Here is a 15,351-nt window from a genome sequence, read left to right as displayed (position 1 = left end):
CGCGGACGTCCAAAAATCGTCTCGTTAAGTATTTGAAAAATTTGAGTTCATATCGAAGGTTGAAAAACGAGGAGGCACAGGGTAGTTAAATTAATAAATTAAGCAGTGTGACATCGACCATGACCACCATCGCGCAATATCTTTCAGAGCATGGCCCATCGCGCTCGTCGCTGATTGTCGAGGCGCTCGTCGCTGCCGGAGCGAGCCCAGAGGCAGCGCGCCAGCGCGTCGCTCGGGTCGCAAAACCGATACGCCGCTTTCCAGTCCCGATGCTGCCCAAGCGCGAAGCCTTTCTCTATCTCGACAAGGATCGGAACAGCGAACGCTTCTGGCAGAATTTCATTCGCGACATGCGCGCGACCAATTCGGTCTTCGCTGCATCGGTCGATGGCATGATCGCACGCGGCGGCCTCATCCGTGCCGACCAATTCGCGTCGATCAGCGGCGCGACGGTCATCCCGCAGCGCGGACAGCTGCCGGTCGAGACGGTCGCGCAACGCCTGATCGCCGCAGGGTTCATCAAGGAAATACATAATATCGACCACGGCCGATGTTTCGAGCTCGCGCCGTCGCTGGCTTTCGGCACGCCTGCCGGACTAAGGGCCCGCGACCTCACAGAGGGGATTCTGCTCGACGGAATGCGCGAATGGGCGAGGAAGATCGGATTTGCGAGCTACAATCTGATCCGCATCCGCGGCGACGAAGAACTCCAGCCCATCGGCCCCTTCGCCTTCGATTTCGCCGGCCCGAGCTACCTGCTTCCGCTCCAGGGTCCCGGCGGCAAGCCCGGCTTCATTGTCGCCGACGTGTTCGCTGAGGGGCGGCTTACCGCCGACGAAATCCAGTTCTTCATCCGCAAGGCGAGGATGCTCAAGGCGACCCTCAAGAATATCGGGGTGTTGTCGATCATTGTCGCGGAAGAATTTACCGGCGAAGCAATGAAGGCTGGCCATGCCGCGGGCGTGATGCTCGCCACGCCGAAAGATCTGTTCGGCAAACGGGTTGGGGTGGCGATTGCGTCACTATGCGAAGTCCTAAAAAATGCCGCCAAATATGCATCGTCCAGTCCTGAGCGGCTCACATACCTCCTCGACAATTTGCTCGACATCGAGGGACGCAGCCTCAACCTGCGCGGCATCCTATTCGAGTTAGTGGTCGGCTACCTCGCCCGGCGAAGCGCTATCTCTATCGATATGGGGGTTACCGCGCGAAATCCTGCGACCGGCCAGACCGCGGACATAGACGTTCAGGCCATCACCCAGCAGTCGAGCGCGGTGACAGCGATCGAATGTAAAGGCAAAGAGCCCGGCGGATCACTGTCGCGCGCTGAGGTCGAAATCTGGCTCAAAAAGATTCCGATCTTTCGTGCGCACTATGCGAACCATGCCGCCCTACGAGAAGCCGAACATCGCTTCGAGATATGGACGAGCGGAACGATCGATGCCGACGCTCTCTATCTTCTCAAGGAAGAAAAGGCCAAGCGGTCCAAGGCGCCGATCGACTGGAAGGACGGGGATGCGGTTCTTGCGTTGGCGCGTGCCGGAAAGGAAAAGGGTATCGCCGACGCGCTCAACCAACATTTTTTCAAACACCCGTTCGCCGAGGTCGGCAAGACGCTCGCGGCCGAAAATCCTCCAGAGTTCAATTTCCCGTCGTTCATGATGCCTGCTTTCAAGCCAGACACGGGACCCGGCCCCTCGGGGCTGCCCGCCCTTCCCGACCTTTCGGGGATGGTCACCGAATGCTCACTCGACGACGAACTAAAGGGCGCGAAATAGCCTCGCGGTCCGCAGGAATTTGACTCGATCTGGACCTATCTCCGCACAGCCGGCTTGCAAGCGACAGGGGCAAAGCTATGCTTTGAGGTGCATCGGGCAAGGCGCACGGTGCCAGGCGTGAGAACCTGCTTAGCTTAGTTTTCCTATTCCATCCTGCCGGGTGGCCGCTGCGCATGTCCAAGCCCTCGGGCTAAAGGCGGCGGCGCTTGTTCGCTAAGCAAGTTCTCAACGCCCGGCTTGCCGCCTTCGTCCCGAACGGGAAGGCGGCAGGTATGGACTTCGAGGACAAGGACAGCGAGCGACCGGGTATTGCCGGCGGCGACCCCTTGCCGCCAGAGGATTGGGAGCGCTTCGGCCGATCGGCGCGCATCGAGGCGATCTACTCCGAACACCGCCCCCAAATAACCCGCTTCTTCAAGAGCCGCGCGCCGACCCAAGATGTCGGCGACCTTGTGCAGGAAGTCTTCAGCCGCTTTGCGAGCGCGCGCGGCGGCCTCGCTGCGCTGGTCGAAGGCCCCGGAGCCTATCTCGTGAAGAGCGCCCGGATGCTCCTCGCCGAATATGGTCGCGCCGACGGGCGCCGTCACCGGTCGCAGCACGACAGTTTCAGTGACGAGCATGAGGGAGCGAGCGACCCGCACGCCGCGCTCGAAGCGCGCGACGTCCTTCGCCGGGCAGAAAGAGCCATTTCGAGGCTATCTCCGCTCACGCGCGAGATTTTCCTGATGCATCGCTTCGAAGGACTACGCTATCCCGAGATCGCTCGAATCAAGGGAATCAGCGTGAAGACGGTCGAAAGCCACATGACCAAAGCCCTTGCCGCCATCAAGCGCGCGCGGGGTAAGCAGTGAGCCGCGCCGAAAGCGAAGCCACCGCCTGGCTCGACAAGATGATGGGCCCCGATGCCGACCAGCACCGGGCGGCGTTCGACGAATGGCTGGCCAAGCCGGACAACGCCAAGGCCTATGACGAAGCGCGCGACAATTGGAACTGGTCTGCGGCGATGTCGCCGTCCCGGATCGAGGCCGATGTTCGGGCCGATGCCCGGGAGCGTGAACCCGGCGGGCGGCGATGGGCTTTTGCCACAATTCTCGCTGCGGTGATCGCGGTCGGGTTCGCCTGGTATCTGGTCGGCCGCGACAGCGATCAGCCGATCATCGCCACCAATTCGGCGCAAGGCGAGAGCCAGCTCGCCGACGGGACGCGCGTGACGCTGATGGACGGCGCCCGCATCGAGACGCGCTTCTCGGACGGCGAACGCCGCGTCATTCTGTATGACGGCCGAGCCAGGTTCGAGGTCGCACACGACGCGTCGCGTCCCTTTCTCGTCGAGGCCGGAGATTCGGTCACGCGCGCGCTCGGCACCATCTTCGAGGTCGATCTCCGCGCGGATGTTCCGCGCATCGCGCTGGTCGAAGGCTCGGTCGAAGTGCGGCGCCTCGAAGGCGGAAAGGCACTTCGCCTCCGCCCCGGCGAACGCGCCGAGGTCAGGTCGACCGGCCCCCAGACGATCAAGAGCGAGGAGGCGAACGCCCCGGCCAAATCACTGTGGGCCGACAATCTCCCGCTTGGCGCGATCCTCGACCGCGCTGGCCGCGAGAATGGCGTCAAGATCAGCTTGGCCGATCCGGCGCTGGCATCGCTGCAGGTGACGGGACGCTTCGACATGACCGATGCCCGGAAACTTGCGCTGAAGCTCGGCGCCGCGCTCGATCTCAAGGTCGAGTTCGGTGCGAACGGACCGATTCTCGGCGCGAAATCCGAGTAGGACACCCAAGAAAAACCCATAGGGTGTTCGGAGCCCCCGTCATTTTTTCCCTTCAGACGGCCAAAATCGGCCGCACGGGAGGGATGAATGACGATGAAATTTTTCGCGGCCGTTCTGGCTTCGGGCGTCTCGGCGACCGCACTCTATGCACCCAGCGCGTGTGCGCAGACGGGCGAGCAGACCTACAATATCGAGGGTCAGCGCCTTAGCGACGCACTTCGCAAATATTCGGACATTTCCGGCCGCGAGGTCATCGCGGCTTCGAGCCTGCTCGAAGGCCGACGCAGCAACCGTGTCCGCGGGCGACTCTCTCCCGACGCCGCCCTTTCCCGACTCCTCACCGGCACGGGCCTGACGATCGAACTCGTCGAAGGCGCATGGGTCCTTCGCTCGGGAAACGTCGATGCCGGGGAGACTGGATCGACTGAGACGAACGGCGAAGCGATCATCGTTACAGGCTCGCGCATTCGCGGTGCAGGACCGACCGGTTCTCCGGTCGTCACCATCGACCGCGAAGCCATCGAAAAGAGCGGCTATGGCACTGTTCAGCAGATGCTCCAATCACTGCCACAGGCATTTGGCGGCGGCCCCAACGAGGCAGTCTCGACGACCACGACCCGGAACGGCGGGGGTTCGGATTCGACTTTCGGCTCGAGCATCAACCTGCGCGGCCTCGGGACCTCGTCGACCCTCGTCCTCATCGACAATGCGCGCCCAGCGCTTGGCGGGATCGGCGGCGTCTTCGCCGACATCTCGCTCATCCCGGTAGGCGCGGTCGAACGGATCGAAGTGCTGATCGACGGCGCATCGGCGATCTACGGCGCCGACGCGGTCGCCGGGGTGGTGAACGTGCGGATGCGGAGTCGCTTCGAGGGAGCCGAGACAATGCTGCGCGCGGGCACCGCCGATGGCGATACGACCGAGTTGCAGTTCGGCCAAATCTTTGGTCGTGACTTCGGCGGCGCACGGCTGGTGCTTGCTTACCAATACTCGCAGCGCGGTGCGCTCGCGGGCGCCTCCCGCGATTTCGCGCGCGAGGATCTGCGGGCCTTCGGAGGCCCCGACTATCGGACCAACTTCGCGGTGCCCGGGACGATTACGGCCGCGAATGGACAGCGGTTTGGCATCCCGGCCGGACAAGACGGCCGCGCATTGACTGCCGCTCAGCTGATTCCAGGTGTCCAGAACCGCTACGACGGTCGCGTGAACAGCGACATTTTGCCGAGAACGCGCATTCACAGCCTTTATGCCGCTGCCGAATTCGACCTTACCGACACGTTGACCTTTCGCGCAAGCGCGCTCGCGGCGCAGCGCCGCTACAGCCGCGTCAGTACCGGAGACTTCATCCAGGCCGCGCGGGTGCCGGTTACCAATCCTTTCTACGTTGATCCGATCGGCACGAACCAGCCGGTCAGCGTCGCCTATCGCTTCGTGAACGACTTGGGACCGCAGATCGACAGCGGCCGGGCGCGCGGCCTCACCGCCTCAGCGGGCTTCGACCAGGAAATTGGCCGCTGGCGCGTGCAGGTCGGCGGCGCCTATGGCCATCAGCGCGGCATCGCGAACAAGGCCAATCTCGTCAATCGCCCGCGCCTTGCTGCGGCGCTTGCCGACACCAACCGAGCAACCGCATTCAACGTCTTCGGAAACGGCACCGCAAACAATCCGGTCACCATCGACAGCATTCGCGGCACATTCCAGTCGGTCAATGATTTCGAAAGCTGGTCGGCGGCGCTCCGCGGTGACGGCCCGCTCTTCCGCCTGCCCGGCGGCGAGGTCCGGCTCGCGATCGGCGCGGAGTATCGCCGCGAGAATTTCGACTATTACACCGTCAACGGATTCAGCCTCGCGACGCCCTTCACCGACCCATTCGACATCATTCCGAGCGTGCGGAAGGTTCGCGCAGCCTATGCTGAACTGCTCGTGCCGGTCTTCGGGCCGGATAACGGGATGCCGGGTTTCCGCAGGCTCGACATTTCGTTGGCCGGGCGCGCCGAGAAATACAGCGACGTCGGCCGAAGCGAAAATCCCAAGGTCGGCGTCCGATGGGAACCGTTCCAGGGCATTGCGCTGCGCGGGTCCTACGGAAAATCCTTCCGCGCGCCCGCCTTCGACGAGCTCATCGGCGAGGCGATTTCGCTGTTTCAGACCGAAGCGGTCCCCGACCCCGCTTCGCCGACGGGCACGACCAACATACTCGGCCTGTTCGGCTATGCACCGGACGTAGGTCCCGAAAGAGCGACGACCTGGACCGCGGGCATCGACGTCGCCCCCTCGTCGCTTGCCGGTTTCAAGGCGTCGGTCACCTATTATGACGTCGACTATCGCGACCGCATCGGGACGGCGAGCGAGGATTACACCCGCTTTCTTGTCGACCGGGCGCGCTTCGGCGGGCTGATCACCGACAATCCGTCGCTGGCACTGGTAGAGGGATATTTCGCACGTCCCAGCTTCGTGAACGCAGCAAACATCGCGCCGGGCCAGGTCGCCGCGATCCTGGACGGTCGCATCCGCAACCTCGCCGCCGAACGCCAGCGCGGGATCGATTTCGATGTCGGCTATTCCCCCGCATTCGCGGGCGGAACGCTCGACCTCGGCATCGCGGGCACGCATATCTTCTCGATAAAACAGCAACTGACTCCGGGCGGGCCGCAGGTCGATGTCGTCGGCACCTATGCCAAGCCGGTCAAATGGCGCCTTCGCGGTCGCTTCGGTTGGGCGACGGGCGGCTTCTCGGCCAATGCCTTCGTCAACTACATCGACGGCTATCTCAACCAGGTCGTGACGCCGATGGAGCGGGTCGGTTCTTGGACCACGTTCGACCTCAGCATCTCGCAGCGCATCGGGGGCGGCGATGGCGTGGAAGGGCGGGGCCTGCGGCTCAGCCTTGGAATCACCAACCTGTTCGACAAGGATCCGCCCTATGTGAACAACCGCAGCGTGTCGTCCGCGCTCGGCTACGACCCCGAGAAGGCGAGCCCGCTCGGCCGCATGATGTCGCTCCAGGCCACCATCCGATGGTGAGCAAAGCCGCGATCCTCGGCTGTCTCCTGGCCGCGGCATCGCCCGCGGCCAGCCAGACGACCCCGCGCGAAATCGCCGAGATTGCCGACCTGTCGGGGCTCGCGGTCTCTCCTGACGGAAATTGGATCGCCTATCGGGTCGAGCGCCCATCCACCGTCACCAACCGGATCGATATCGACTGGTATCTAGCGCCCACGGACGCCACCGCCCCTCCCCGCGCGCTCGGACGACTCGGCACCGCGATGTGGAACGACGCCGGGAGCGTCCTGCCCGGCGAAGCCACATGGATGCCCGACGGCAAGGCAGTCGTTGTCCGTGCCCTTGTCGACGGACGAATCGGCCTGTGGGTGAGTCCCATCGACGGGTCGGGATTCCACGAGATCGGGCCAAGCGAAGGCGAAATCGAGGCCTTTGCCATCGCCGCTGACGGTACCGTCATCTCGCGCGAAGGACCTCCGCGCGATGCGATCGCGCGGGCAGAGGAGGCCGAGCGCGACACCGGTATCTTGTTCGACGCGCGCGTCGATCTTGCCCAACCCCTCTATCGCGGCGCCTCAATCAATGGACGTCCTTCGACGCAGCGCTTCTCTGGTGACTGGTTCGACCGCGTGCCGCTGCTCGAAGATACACCGCGCGCTGTCGTTGCCCGAGACGCATCCGGCACCAGCGAGCGCCCGGCGAACGACGCTGAACGCGCCCTGCTCAAGCCGGCGCCCGGGCCGGACATCCCCGAAAGCCTCCGCGGCATTCTTCGGCAGCGCGGCGTCTGCGTCGCGGCGAGCGGCTGCCCGAACGATGCGGAGCGTATCGCATGGCGGAGCGGGCTTGCCGACGGCCGCGTCCTGATCGCACTCCGCGCCCAATCGGGCCAAACGACCCTGCATGTGTGGACGCCCGCGTCGGCGAAGTTCAAGATGATCGCGGTCTCGGCAGGACAGCTCTCGAGTGGGCGGAGCGACAGCAAGCCCTGCGCTGCAGGCGAAAAAGCAATCTTTTGCGTCGAGGCGGCCGCGTCGGTCTCACCCCGCCTCGTCCGGATCGAGGCCTCTGGCCGCAAGAAGATCATCGATTCCCCAAATTCATTTCCTGGCCGCGACGGGCTCCTTGTCGAAACGATCGCGTGGCAGGTGAGCGGCAGCCGTGCGTCGGGCATACTCATCCGCCCGAAGATCCCCGGGCGGCTGCCGCTCTTCGTCACCTACTATCGCTGCAATGGATATCTGCGCGGCGGAACAGGCGACGAATGGCCTCTGCGCGCGCTTGCCGCGGGCGGCATCGCATCGCTCTGCATCGACGTCCTCCCAGGCGGCGAGATCGCGCAGGATCGCTACCAGATCGGCATGGAAGCCGTGCGGGCCGCGATCGACACCCTCGACCGGCGCGGAACGATAGATCGCAGCCGCGTCGGCATGGGCGGTCTCAGCTTCGGAAGCGAGGTTGCGGTATGGACTGCCATGCACAGCGATCTTCTCAAGGCGGTTTCGATCGCCTCGGTCCAGATCGAACCCACGTATTACTGGTACAATGCTCGCCCGGGCCGCGAGACATTCGCCCGCAATATCCGGCAGAACTGGAAGCTCGGCCCGCCGGATACCGAACCTGCCGAGTGGCAGGCGCTTTCGGCCGCGCTCAATATTGATATGATCACGGCGCCGATGCTGCTGCAACTTCCCGAGAGCGAAGCGCGCCAGTCGGCCGAACTGATGAGCAAGCTTGCTACCAACGGTCTCGGCGAGACCCACCTCTTCCCCCTCGCCCCGCATCTGAAGGTCGAACCCCGCCAGAAGCTCGCGGCCTATGAGCGCAATCTCGACTGGTTCCGCTTCTGGCTCAAAGGCGAGATCGACCCCGATCCAGCGAAGGCCGATCAGTATCGTCGCTGGCGGCTGCTCGGCCCCATCAAGGGCGAGGCTTCTACCGACCGCACCCAACGTTCGACATCGGCGATTTCGAGCAGCCGGAAATAGGCGAAGTCGCCCTCGACGAGATCGTGCGCGAGGTAGGTCTCGATCGCAGGCTTGTCCAGCAGCCCGCGTTCCGCCAGCCGCCCGCCGAGCAGGAGGTCGGCGAGCGCACCGCGCTGGCGAAGATAGCTTGCGGTACAGAGGGAATCGAGCCGCCCTTTGCCGCGCCTCCAAACGACCTCCGGCGGAAGTCGCGACGCGAATGCGGCGCGGGCAACCGCGCGGTCGCGACCGCCCCTCACCCACGCCCAGCTCGGAACAGTAAGGCAAAATTCTACCACCGGCTGTGAAAGCAGCGGCGCTACGACATCGCGGTCCCGCCAGCGGCGCGGCCGGTCGACGAAGTCGAGGATGCGCCGAAGCGCGCGCACATGGTTGCGCTTGCCGCGCGGCGCATCCTCCTCGCCCGCATCCCAGGGATGAGCCGGCGGCGAGGCCGGCACCTGGTCCGCGACGCAGAAGCCGGTCTCACGGCGCCAGCCGCTCGGGCCGTCCCGCACCGCCCGATACGCCAAGCGAGCGGCCTGCCAGACCGTTGCATCGCCCGCGCGCGCGACGTCGCGCATCGTCTCGAATGCAGGGCGCCGCGGCCCGAAATGACGAAAGGCGTCGAGGATCGGCGCGACGCTCGTGTCGAAATCGAAGATATTGTCCCCACCGATGCCCCCGAAGATCGCGGCATCGGAAACGGGGAACGCCGATTCGAAGGCATCGTCGATCCCGCCGAGCACGCCATAGGCGGAGGGCCGCGCGTGAAGGACAGGCGGTAGCGATACCAGATCGATGCCGGTATCCGCGTGGGGCATTTCGAGAAGCTCAGCACCGCAATGCGCCGCGACGGCGCGCGCGTAGGGACGCTCGTCGCCGTCGGCACCGGACGAAACGAAAGTGACGGCAGAGAAATTGGCTTGCGCCGATGACAGGCCTGCCGCGACGATCGAAGAGTCGAGTCCGCCCGACAGCTCGAGCAGGATGTCGCTCCGATTCCCACACCAGCCTCGCAAGCACCCAAGGAACCGACGTTCGAGGTCTAGCGCAAGTTCAGCGACTGGTCGAAGATCGGGCTGCGAGACAGCCTTCCAAGGCGTCCACAAAGTCTGGACAGCTGACTCCTCGGCCAAAAACTTGGCACAGCTGCCGGGCAATAGCTCGCTCACACCTTCAAGCCCGGTCCGTTCGGTCCGCAGATTGGCGCACGCCAAAGTCCCGGCGATGAACTGCCAATCGAATGACCCGATGCCAAGCATTGGCGCGACCAGCTCGAGATCGTTCCAAAGCAGAAAGCCGTCTTCAAACCGGGTCCAGTAGATCGGCATGCCGGTGAGCGCGGCGCGCGCGATCTCGACCGATGCATCGTCGACGGTGAAGGCCAGATAGCTTCCCCAGCCGTCGCCGGGCGCGTGGCAGGTAGCGCCCGAAAGCGAATAAATGTCCCCGAGCAATAGGGCACCGCTTTCCATCACTTGGTCAGCAATGCCGGCGCCTGCATAGACGGTCAGTGCGCCCGCATTCTGAACGCATCGCAATGCGTGGCGCTCGGCAGCTGCCGCAAGCGCCAGCCCCCCGGACGTGGTTCCCACAAGTGCGAGAATGCCGCGTTTCATCCGATCGCCAATATTGGTGTGAAGTTGCGGGCCTCGGCCGAGGTTCCGGTCAACACCGCGCCGGGACTCTGTAACCAGCAATGTGCGGCAAAGGGGCTGAGACGCACCCCAAAAACCAGCCGCGCGCCTAGGCCGTGCGACAGGAGGATGTGGTCGAGCGCTAGCGCGTCGATCAAACATCGTGGCGGGGTCCGCGCCATCCAGCGCGATGCTGCATAGGATGAAGCGATGCCCCGAACCGCCGCTTCGGCGCCCGGCACGCCGAGCCGAAGCTTTGCGTTCCGCATGGCTTCCACCGTTGACGCGATCCGGTTTGGCCGCATCGAACGTCTTGCCCAGCGCAGCGCGCGGGACGCTGCGAAACCCATGCGGAGCGATGTCGGTCCGTCGGCGACCGCCGACAAATCGTTGGCCGGAATGTGAGGCGAGGCCGGATCGAGCTTCGTCGGCTCGCTCGACCGTGCGAGGAATCCTGTCGCCACAAGACGCCCCATCGCCTCGCTGTCGTTCGGCTCGCCTGCCCGAAGCCGCTCGAAGGCCGCGCGGTCTTGCCCGCGCAGCGCGAAATATTTGTCCCGGACAAGGTCGAGGAAGACGAGATCTCCGTCGACTTCGCAATAGCCCGTTCCGGTTGCCAGTTTCCAGCCGGTCGTCATGGCGCCGCGCGAGACCCGGGAGCCGCTCGATGCTGGACGGCTCCCGGATACACCAGTCAGTCCTGGACGAGACCGGGCGTCGGCATACGGCCGCCGGCTTCGACATACAGGCCCCAGTCGCCGGCGGTGTCACCGGAGACCGAGCCGAGTTCGACGAGCGTGTCGTTATCGCGTTCCATGTTGCTTCCCTTCTCAGACACAAGGAAACGACCGGGGGCCGGCCTCGGGCCGGTCCCCGGAGCGCTGGTCAGTCCTGGCTGAGTCCGAGCGGCTTGAACTTGCCGTTCGTTTCGATGCCGACGTCTTCGCTGCCCGCGGTGTCGCCGGTAACGCTGCCGAGTTCGATCAACTCATTGAGTTCGCGGTCCATGATCGCTTCCTTCCATGATTGCCGCGGAATTGCGGCCCTCTCGAAGCTAGGGAGGCCGCGCCGTATAGGAATTTAATACGACTCATATTCTCCGAATATTATCCAGCGGCTCGGACCGGCGCCGGATTTCGGCCGCGACGCGGCCGGCATATGACGCGCGGCGGCGATGGAAGCGCGTGATTTTACTGCGTAAAGCGCTCCATCGACCGAACCGGTAATCGTCCGCCATCGCCGTGAGCGCGTCGCCCACAGACCCATCGACACGAACCTCCAATGTGCGGATTGTCATGCTTCGCTCGACACAATTGATGATGGTAGCGCGAAGTTCGCCGTTGCTGCTGCCGATTGCGATGGTCCGGAAGAGGCCATTGAGCCCCTCAGGACAGCCGCGCGCGGATATACCAGGGCTGCTGGGTGTGGCTCGAGGCGAGCATATCCCAGACCTGTTCCTGCCGCGCGTGATCGCTCGACACCGAAAAGGACATCAGCTGTTCGAGCGTCATGCCGTCATCGGCGTAGATGTCGTGGAGCTTGGGCGAGACCTCGGCGAGCTTGAGGCGCTGTTTCACGACCGCGGGCGTGACCATGAAGGTCGCCGCGATCGTTTCGATGTCGGTGCCCTGTTCGACGAGCTTCTGCATCGACCGGAACTGGTCGAGCGGATGCAGCGGTTCGCGATGGACATTTTCGGCGAGCGAATCCTCTTCGGCCGACACGGCATCATCCTCGCGGACGATGCAGGGCACGGGCTCGGTCTTCGCCAGGCGCCGCTGTTTCACCAGCATCTGGAGCGCGCGGAAGCGGCGACCGCCGGCCGGGACTTCGAAGCGACCGGTTTCCTGGCCCGCCTCGTCGCGCTGGGCGCGAACAGTCAGGCTCTGGAGGAGGCCGCGCCGCGCGATGTCCGCGGCAAGGCTGTCGATCGACACCCCGGCCTTCACGCGCCGCACATTGGCCTGGCTCAGCACGAGCGCGCTGAAGGGAATTTCCCGCGCGCCGCTGAGGGTGATTTTTGCCTGTTTCGTCATGATGCTTCTCCATGACAGGCCGCCGCGAGACTCTCTCCCGGCTCTCAGCCCGTCATGGCTCCGGCGCAGCCCTCTCCCTCTGAAGGGAAAGGACCACGCCGCCGGCGAACGCGAGATTTGCTCAGTGGACCGAGGCCAGAAGCTTGGCACCCTTGGCTTCCAGCTCGAGCCGTCCATCCTGATGCGGACGCTCGCGGGCCAGCGCGGTGATCCCCTGCACGAAGTCGAAGATCGATGCGGGCGGGTGCCCCTCTTCCTGCAGCACGCTGCGGATGATCCGCTCGCTCTCGCCCTTCGAGAAGCCGCGTTTGCGCAGGAAGGTCTGCCGATCGTCATCGTCGCGCGCGACGATCGCGGCCCGAGCGGCCTTGATGCCGTTCATAAAGGAGACCGGCGAGGAAGAGGCGAAGCGTTCGAGCGCGGGCGCCGCTTCCTGCGCGAAGCGACCGGCCGCGAACTTGCTGTGCCGGATGCTGATCTCTTCGAAGCCCTCGGCGCCCCAGATGTTCCGGTTCATGCAGACGGCGCGAAGATAGAAGGTCGCCATGCCGAGGGCTTTCGACCCGACCTCGCTGTTCCAGCAGTAGAAGCCGCGGAAGAAGAGGTCGGGATCGCCGTTGGGCAGACGACCGGCCTCGATCGGATTGGCGTCGTCGACAAGGAAGAGGAAGACGTCGCGGTCGCTGGCGTAGAGCGTCGTCGTATCTTTCATGACCTCGACGAAGGGATTGTGGCGCATCGTCGACCAGTCGAGGAGCCCCGGCACCTTCCACCGCGTGTCGCCAGTGCCATTGCCCGCGATCTTCATGACCGCGGCGACAAGCTCATGATCCCAGATGCGGCCATAATCGGGGCCGGTCACGGCACGCAGCTCGGTGCGCCCGTCGCCGGTCTCGAGCGTCTTCACCAATTCCCCGCGATGCGCGAGCAGACCGTGCTGCATGTTGATGCCCGCCAATGCGGCGGGAAGCTGGCGCAGATAGGCCGACGGCGCCCCGACGAGACTGCACATTTGCCCGAAAGACCAGTGCGTGGGTGCAACCGGCGCTTCGCGGTCGGGAAGGAGCAGGCTCAGTCGCTCGGGTTCGTCGGGCGCGGCGATGACGCGAATGGCGCGGGTTTCGACAGTCCGCGCAGTCGCGGTCTCGGCCCGCGCGCGCACTGCATCATAAAGGTCGGAGAGCGACAGGTAGCGCTCGTCGTCGGGCCGGGAGAACCATTCGGACGAGACGCGGCCGATGCGCCGGCCTCGCGAGATATCGACCTTGTAGCCCGGGGACGAATCGCGGGCGAGGGTGCTGGGTAGAAGTGTCATGGCGTGTCTCCGCGACGGGTCCGGAAGACTCTCTCCCGGTTTCAACCCGTCACCTGGCCCCTCTCTCCTCTCCCTCTGCGGCCGCCGAAGGGGGCCGCGCTTCGCGGCGGGACATCGCACCACCGACGCAGGTGCCGGCCGAGACCGCTTGCTGCTATCGCAATCGGGTGCGCGCCAGGTCCGGCTGGATGGGCCTGCTTCGGCGGTTATCCGTCGGTCAGATCGTAGAGGCTGCGATCATCCTGTGGGTGCGGCTCGAACTTCGGCAATAAAGTCGAGAAGAGCGGGCGCGATGAACCGACCGAAATCGCGGCTTGTTTTCACGTTCGATGACAGCGAAGCCGCCGCCAATCGGCCACGGGGAATGATGCTCGCAAGCTCTTCGGCCAGCGACTGCGGGTGTCTCGCGTCGTCACCCGCGAACAAGATGACCGGAACGGAAATGACGGCAAGCTCTTCGGGATCTTTAAAGGATCGGTCGCGACCGATCGCCGCAGCCGCGGCAATGCTCTCCGCATCGGAACGCGGGATCGCCTCGCAAACCATCGCGCCGATGATCGGAGATAGATGCGGCAAGAGGGGCTCCCATCCGGCCAGAATGCCGTCACGCTGTACTCGCAAGGCGAACGCCTCCATCATCCGGATTTCAGCCTCCTTTGCCTTATCGTCCTCGATATCCTCGATCCCGATCGCGATGACAGCCAGAACATAGGTCGGAAGATCCACCGCGAAGCGGAGTGCTATCGTCGATCCAAGTCCGGCGCCTCCGATGATGGCGCGCGAGAAACCAAGGGCGTCAAGCAACGCGACTGCATCGGATACATATTGGGCCCAAGTGTGGCGCGCCGTGTCGCGACATCGCGATCGGCCATAGCCGCGCACATCGGGAAGTATTACCGCATATTCGTCCGGGATTGTCTCGATCAGGGGCAGGAACATTGCGTGATCGGGTCCGCCACCGTGGCATAGCAGGATCGGCGTTGGATTCTCGATCCCTGGAGCCGCCGCCGACACCCAGGCAGACAACTCACATCGATCATCGCCCAGAAACCGGATCTCGGCCAGAGCCGCTTGCCTCGACATGATCGCCTCTCCTTCATTCTCGGGCCTAGGCGGTGTCTGCAGCTTCGCCGTCGCGAAGAAAGCGAGCGACGATGCAGCCATCATCGCTTATTCCGTCGCGGCGGGCATCGTCTAGAATGCCCTCCAGTTCCAGCCTCCCGATCGGGTCGTCGTCATTTTCCAGGAGACCGCGGGCCGATCGTTCGACTTCGGCGACGTCGAGCGGCGAAAGGATAAGGCGGCAAAAATAGTCGATCGAAAATTCTTCGGCTGCAAACATAGAGATTAGTTCGATCGCCGTGGGGCAGGCGTTGTGCACATATCCGCTCTTGCGGTCGCGCCTCTTCAGCCAGTTGTCATAGCGTCGTGCGACGCGCTGGGAAGCAAGGGTGTCGTCGAACCAGCAATCCAGGATGAGCACGGCGCAGCGCGCGACGCGCGACGCCTCGCGCAATGCTCTCGGCAAATTCTCCGTATGATGTGCGACATAATCGAGCGTCACGACGTCGAAACTGCGGTCTTCGAATGGCAGCGCTTCGGCACGACATGAAATGACGTCCAAACACCGGGATCGCGCGCGGACGCAAGCTTGGGTTTCCGGCTCGATCCCGACAGTGCGGGCGATGCCCGCTTCGCGCGCTGCGACGAGAAGATCGCCCGTGCCGCATCCGACGTCGAGTAAGGTTGCCGGCTTGAGAGCGACAATTTCGTCGAGCAATTGGCGCTTATATTCCCCATGGGGACGGGCGGCGGACGAACGCTTCGTGGACTGGATCATCATG

Annotated in this window: 13 protein-coding genes and 1 pseudogene; 6 read left to right on the top strand and 8 right to left on the bottom strand. The window is 64.2% G+C overall.

The annotated features are described in order from the left end of the window. The first annotated feature begins 119 nt into the window (after positions 1 to 119). From SPYCW_RS17650 to SPYCW_RS17630, 5 genes are all read left to right on the top strand, one after another. On the top strand, positions 120 to 1,778 hold the full coding sequence (locus SPYCW_RS17650; RefSeq protein WP_037553316.1) for a hypothetical protein: 1,659 nt from the start codon (positions 120 to 122) through the stop codon (positions 1,776 to 1,778). Positions 1,779 to 1,984: 206 nt separating this feature from the next. After that, a complete protein-coding gene (locus tag SPYCW_RS17645; protein WP_136173115.1) occupies positions 1,985 to 2,629 on the top strand; it encodes an RNA polymerase sigma factor in 645 nt (214 codons plus the stop codon). Continuing rightward, a complete protein-coding gene (locus SPYCW_RS17640; protein WP_052181960.1) occupies positions 2,626 to 3,546 on the top strand; it encodes a FecR family protein in 921 nt (306 codons plus the stop codon). Before SPYCW_RS17645 ends, SPYCW_RS17640 begins: the two co-directional genes overlap by 4 nt. Before the next feature lie 87 nt (positions 3,547 to 3,633). Then, a complete protein-coding gene (locus SPYCW_RS17635) occupies positions 3,634 to 6,570 on the top strand; it encodes a TonB-dependent receptor (RefSeq protein WP_052181959.1) in 2,937 nt (978 codons plus the stop codon). Beyond that, on the top strand, positions 6,564 to 8,537 hold the full coding sequence (locus SPYCW_RS17630) for an Atxe2 family lasso peptide isopeptidase (RefSeq protein ID WP_037553315.1): 1,974 nt from the start codon (positions 6,564 to 6,566) through the stop codon (positions 8,535 to 8,537). The genes SPYCW_RS17635 and SPYCW_RS17630 overlap by 7 nt, the downstream gene beginning before the upstream one ends. Here SPYCW_RS17630 and SPYCW_RS17625 read toward each other — a convergent pair. Continuing rightward, positions 8,438 to 9,781, bottom strand: coding sequence for an asparagine synthase-related protein (locus tag SPYCW_RS17625; protein ID WP_443029471.1), 1,344 nt, complete (start codon positions 9,779 to 9,781; stop codon positions 8,438 to 8,440). The genes SPYCW_RS17630 and SPYCW_RS17625 overlap by 100 nt on opposite strands. 353 nt (positions 9,782 to 10,134) lie before the next feature. Beyond that, entirely contained in the window at positions 10,135 to 10,461 is a 327-nt protein-coding gene (locus tag SPYCW_RS19560; protein ID WP_443029470.1) for a lasso peptide biosynthesis B2 protein, read from the bottom strand. Between SPYCW_RS19560 and SPYCW_RS19080 the strand changes: the two genes are divergently transcribed. Next, positions 10,367 to 10,561: a hypothetical protein gene (locus tag SPYCW_RS19080; protein ID WP_172595386.1), complete on the top strand. Its 195-nt coding sequence runs from the start codon at positions 10,367 to 10,369 to the stop codon at positions 10,559 to 10,561. The genes SPYCW_RS19560 and SPYCW_RS19080 overlap by 95 nt on opposite strands. 289 nt (positions 10,562 to 10,850) lie before the next feature. Here the strand turns inward: SPYCW_RS19080 and SPYCW_RS19445 are convergent, their stop codons facing one another. The 6 genes and pseudogenes from SPYCW_RS19445 to SPYCW_RS17600 form a co-directional block, all read right to left on the bottom strand. Beyond that, positions 10,851 to 10,973: a hypothetical protein gene (locus SPYCW_RS19445; protein ID WP_255265931.1), complete on the bottom strand. Its 123-nt coding sequence runs from the start codon at positions 10,971 to 10,973 to the stop codon at positions 10,851 to 10,853. A gap of 68 nt (positions 10,974 to 11,041) precedes the next feature. After that, the gene (locus SPYCW_RS19440; protein WP_255265930.1) at positions 11,042 to 11,164 is read right to left on the bottom strand and encodes a hypothetical protein; all 123 of its coding nucleotides are present in this window, start codon (positions 11,162 to 11,164) and stop codon (positions 11,042 to 11,044) included. 380 nt (positions 11,165 to 11,544) lie between these two features. Then, positions 11,545 to 12,192 (bottom strand): annotated as a pseudogene (locus tag SPYCW_RS17615) (ParB/RepB/Spo0J family partition protein); the annotation flags it as partial. 121 nt (positions 12,193 to 12,313) lie between these two features. Further along, positions 12,314 to 13,507, bottom strand: a complete 1,194-nt coding sequence (locus SPYCW_RS17610) for a hypothetical protein (protein WP_037553308.1) — start codon at positions 13,505 to 13,507, stop codon at positions 12,314 to 12,316. Between the two features lie 237 nt (positions 13,508 to 13,744). Then, the gene (locus tag SPYCW_RS17605; RefSeq protein WP_197411521.1) at positions 13,745 to 14,674 is read right to left on the bottom strand and encodes an alpha/beta fold hydrolase; all 930 of its coding nucleotides are present in this window, start codon (positions 14,672 to 14,674) and stop codon (positions 13,745 to 13,747) included. Next, on the bottom strand, positions 14,616 to 15,350 hold the full coding sequence (locus SPYCW_RS17600; RefSeq protein ID WP_172595545.1) for a class I SAM-dependent methyltransferase: 735 nt from the start codon (positions 15,348 to 15,350) through the stop codon (positions 14,616 to 14,618). Before SPYCW_RS17600 ends, SPYCW_RS17605 begins: the two co-directional genes overlap by 59 nt. Position 15,351 lies beyond the last annotated feature (1 nt).

Origin of the sequence: Sphingopyxis sp. EG6, from assembly GCF_003609815.1 — a bacterium.
Classification (GTDB): Bacteria; Pseudomonadota; Alphaproteobacteria; order Sphingomonadales; family Sphingomonadaceae; genus Sphingopyxis.
Note: the sequence above shows the minus strand (reverse complement) of the source record. Positions and strands in the feature narration are given on the sequence as shown.

Coding starts and splice junctions, on each gene's coding strand:
- SPYCW_RS17630 (WP_037553315.1), top strand. CDS start 6,564: ATGGTGAGCAAAGCCGCGATCCTCGGCTGTCTCCTGGCCGCGGCATCG.
- SPYCW_RS17635 (WP_052181959.1), top strand. CDS start 3,634: ATGACGATGAAATTTTTCGCGGCCGTTCTGGCTTCGGGCGTCTCGGCG.
- SPYCW_RS17610 (WP_037553308.1), bottom strand. CDS start 13,507: ATGACACTTCTACCCAGCACCCTCGCCCGCGATTCGTCCCCGGGCTAC.
- SPYCW_RS19560 (WP_443029470.1), bottom strand. CDS start 10,461: ATGCGGCCAAACCGGATCGCGTCAACGGTGGAAGCCATGCGGAACGCA.
- SPYCW_RS17625 (WP_443029471.1), bottom strand. CDS start 9,781: ATGCTTGGCATCGGGTCATTCGATTGGCAGTTCATCGCCGGGACTTTG.
- SPYCW_RS19445 (WP_255265931.1), bottom strand. CDS start 10,973: ATGGAACGCGATAACGACACGCTCGTCGAACTCGGCTCGGTCTCCGGT.
- SPYCW_RS17650 (WP_037553316.1), top strand. CDS start 120: ATGACCACCATCGCGCAATATCTTTCAGAGCATGGCCCATCGCGCTCG.
- SPYCW_RS19080 (WP_172595386.1), top strand. CDS start 10,367: ATGCCCCGAACCGCCGCTTCGGCGCCCGGCACGCCGAGCCGAAGCTTT.
- SPYCW_RS17605 (WP_197411521.1), bottom strand. CDS start 14,674: ATGATGGCTGCATCGTCGCTCGCTTTCTTCGCGACGGCGAAGCTGCAG.
- SPYCW_RS17600 (WP_172595545.1), bottom strand. CDS start 15,350: ATGATGATCCAGTCCACGAAGCGTTCGTCCGCCGCCCGTCCCCATGGG.
- SPYCW_RS19440 (WP_255265930.1), bottom strand. CDS start 11,164: ATGGACCGCGAACTCAATGAGTTGATCGAACTCGGCAGCGTTACCGGC.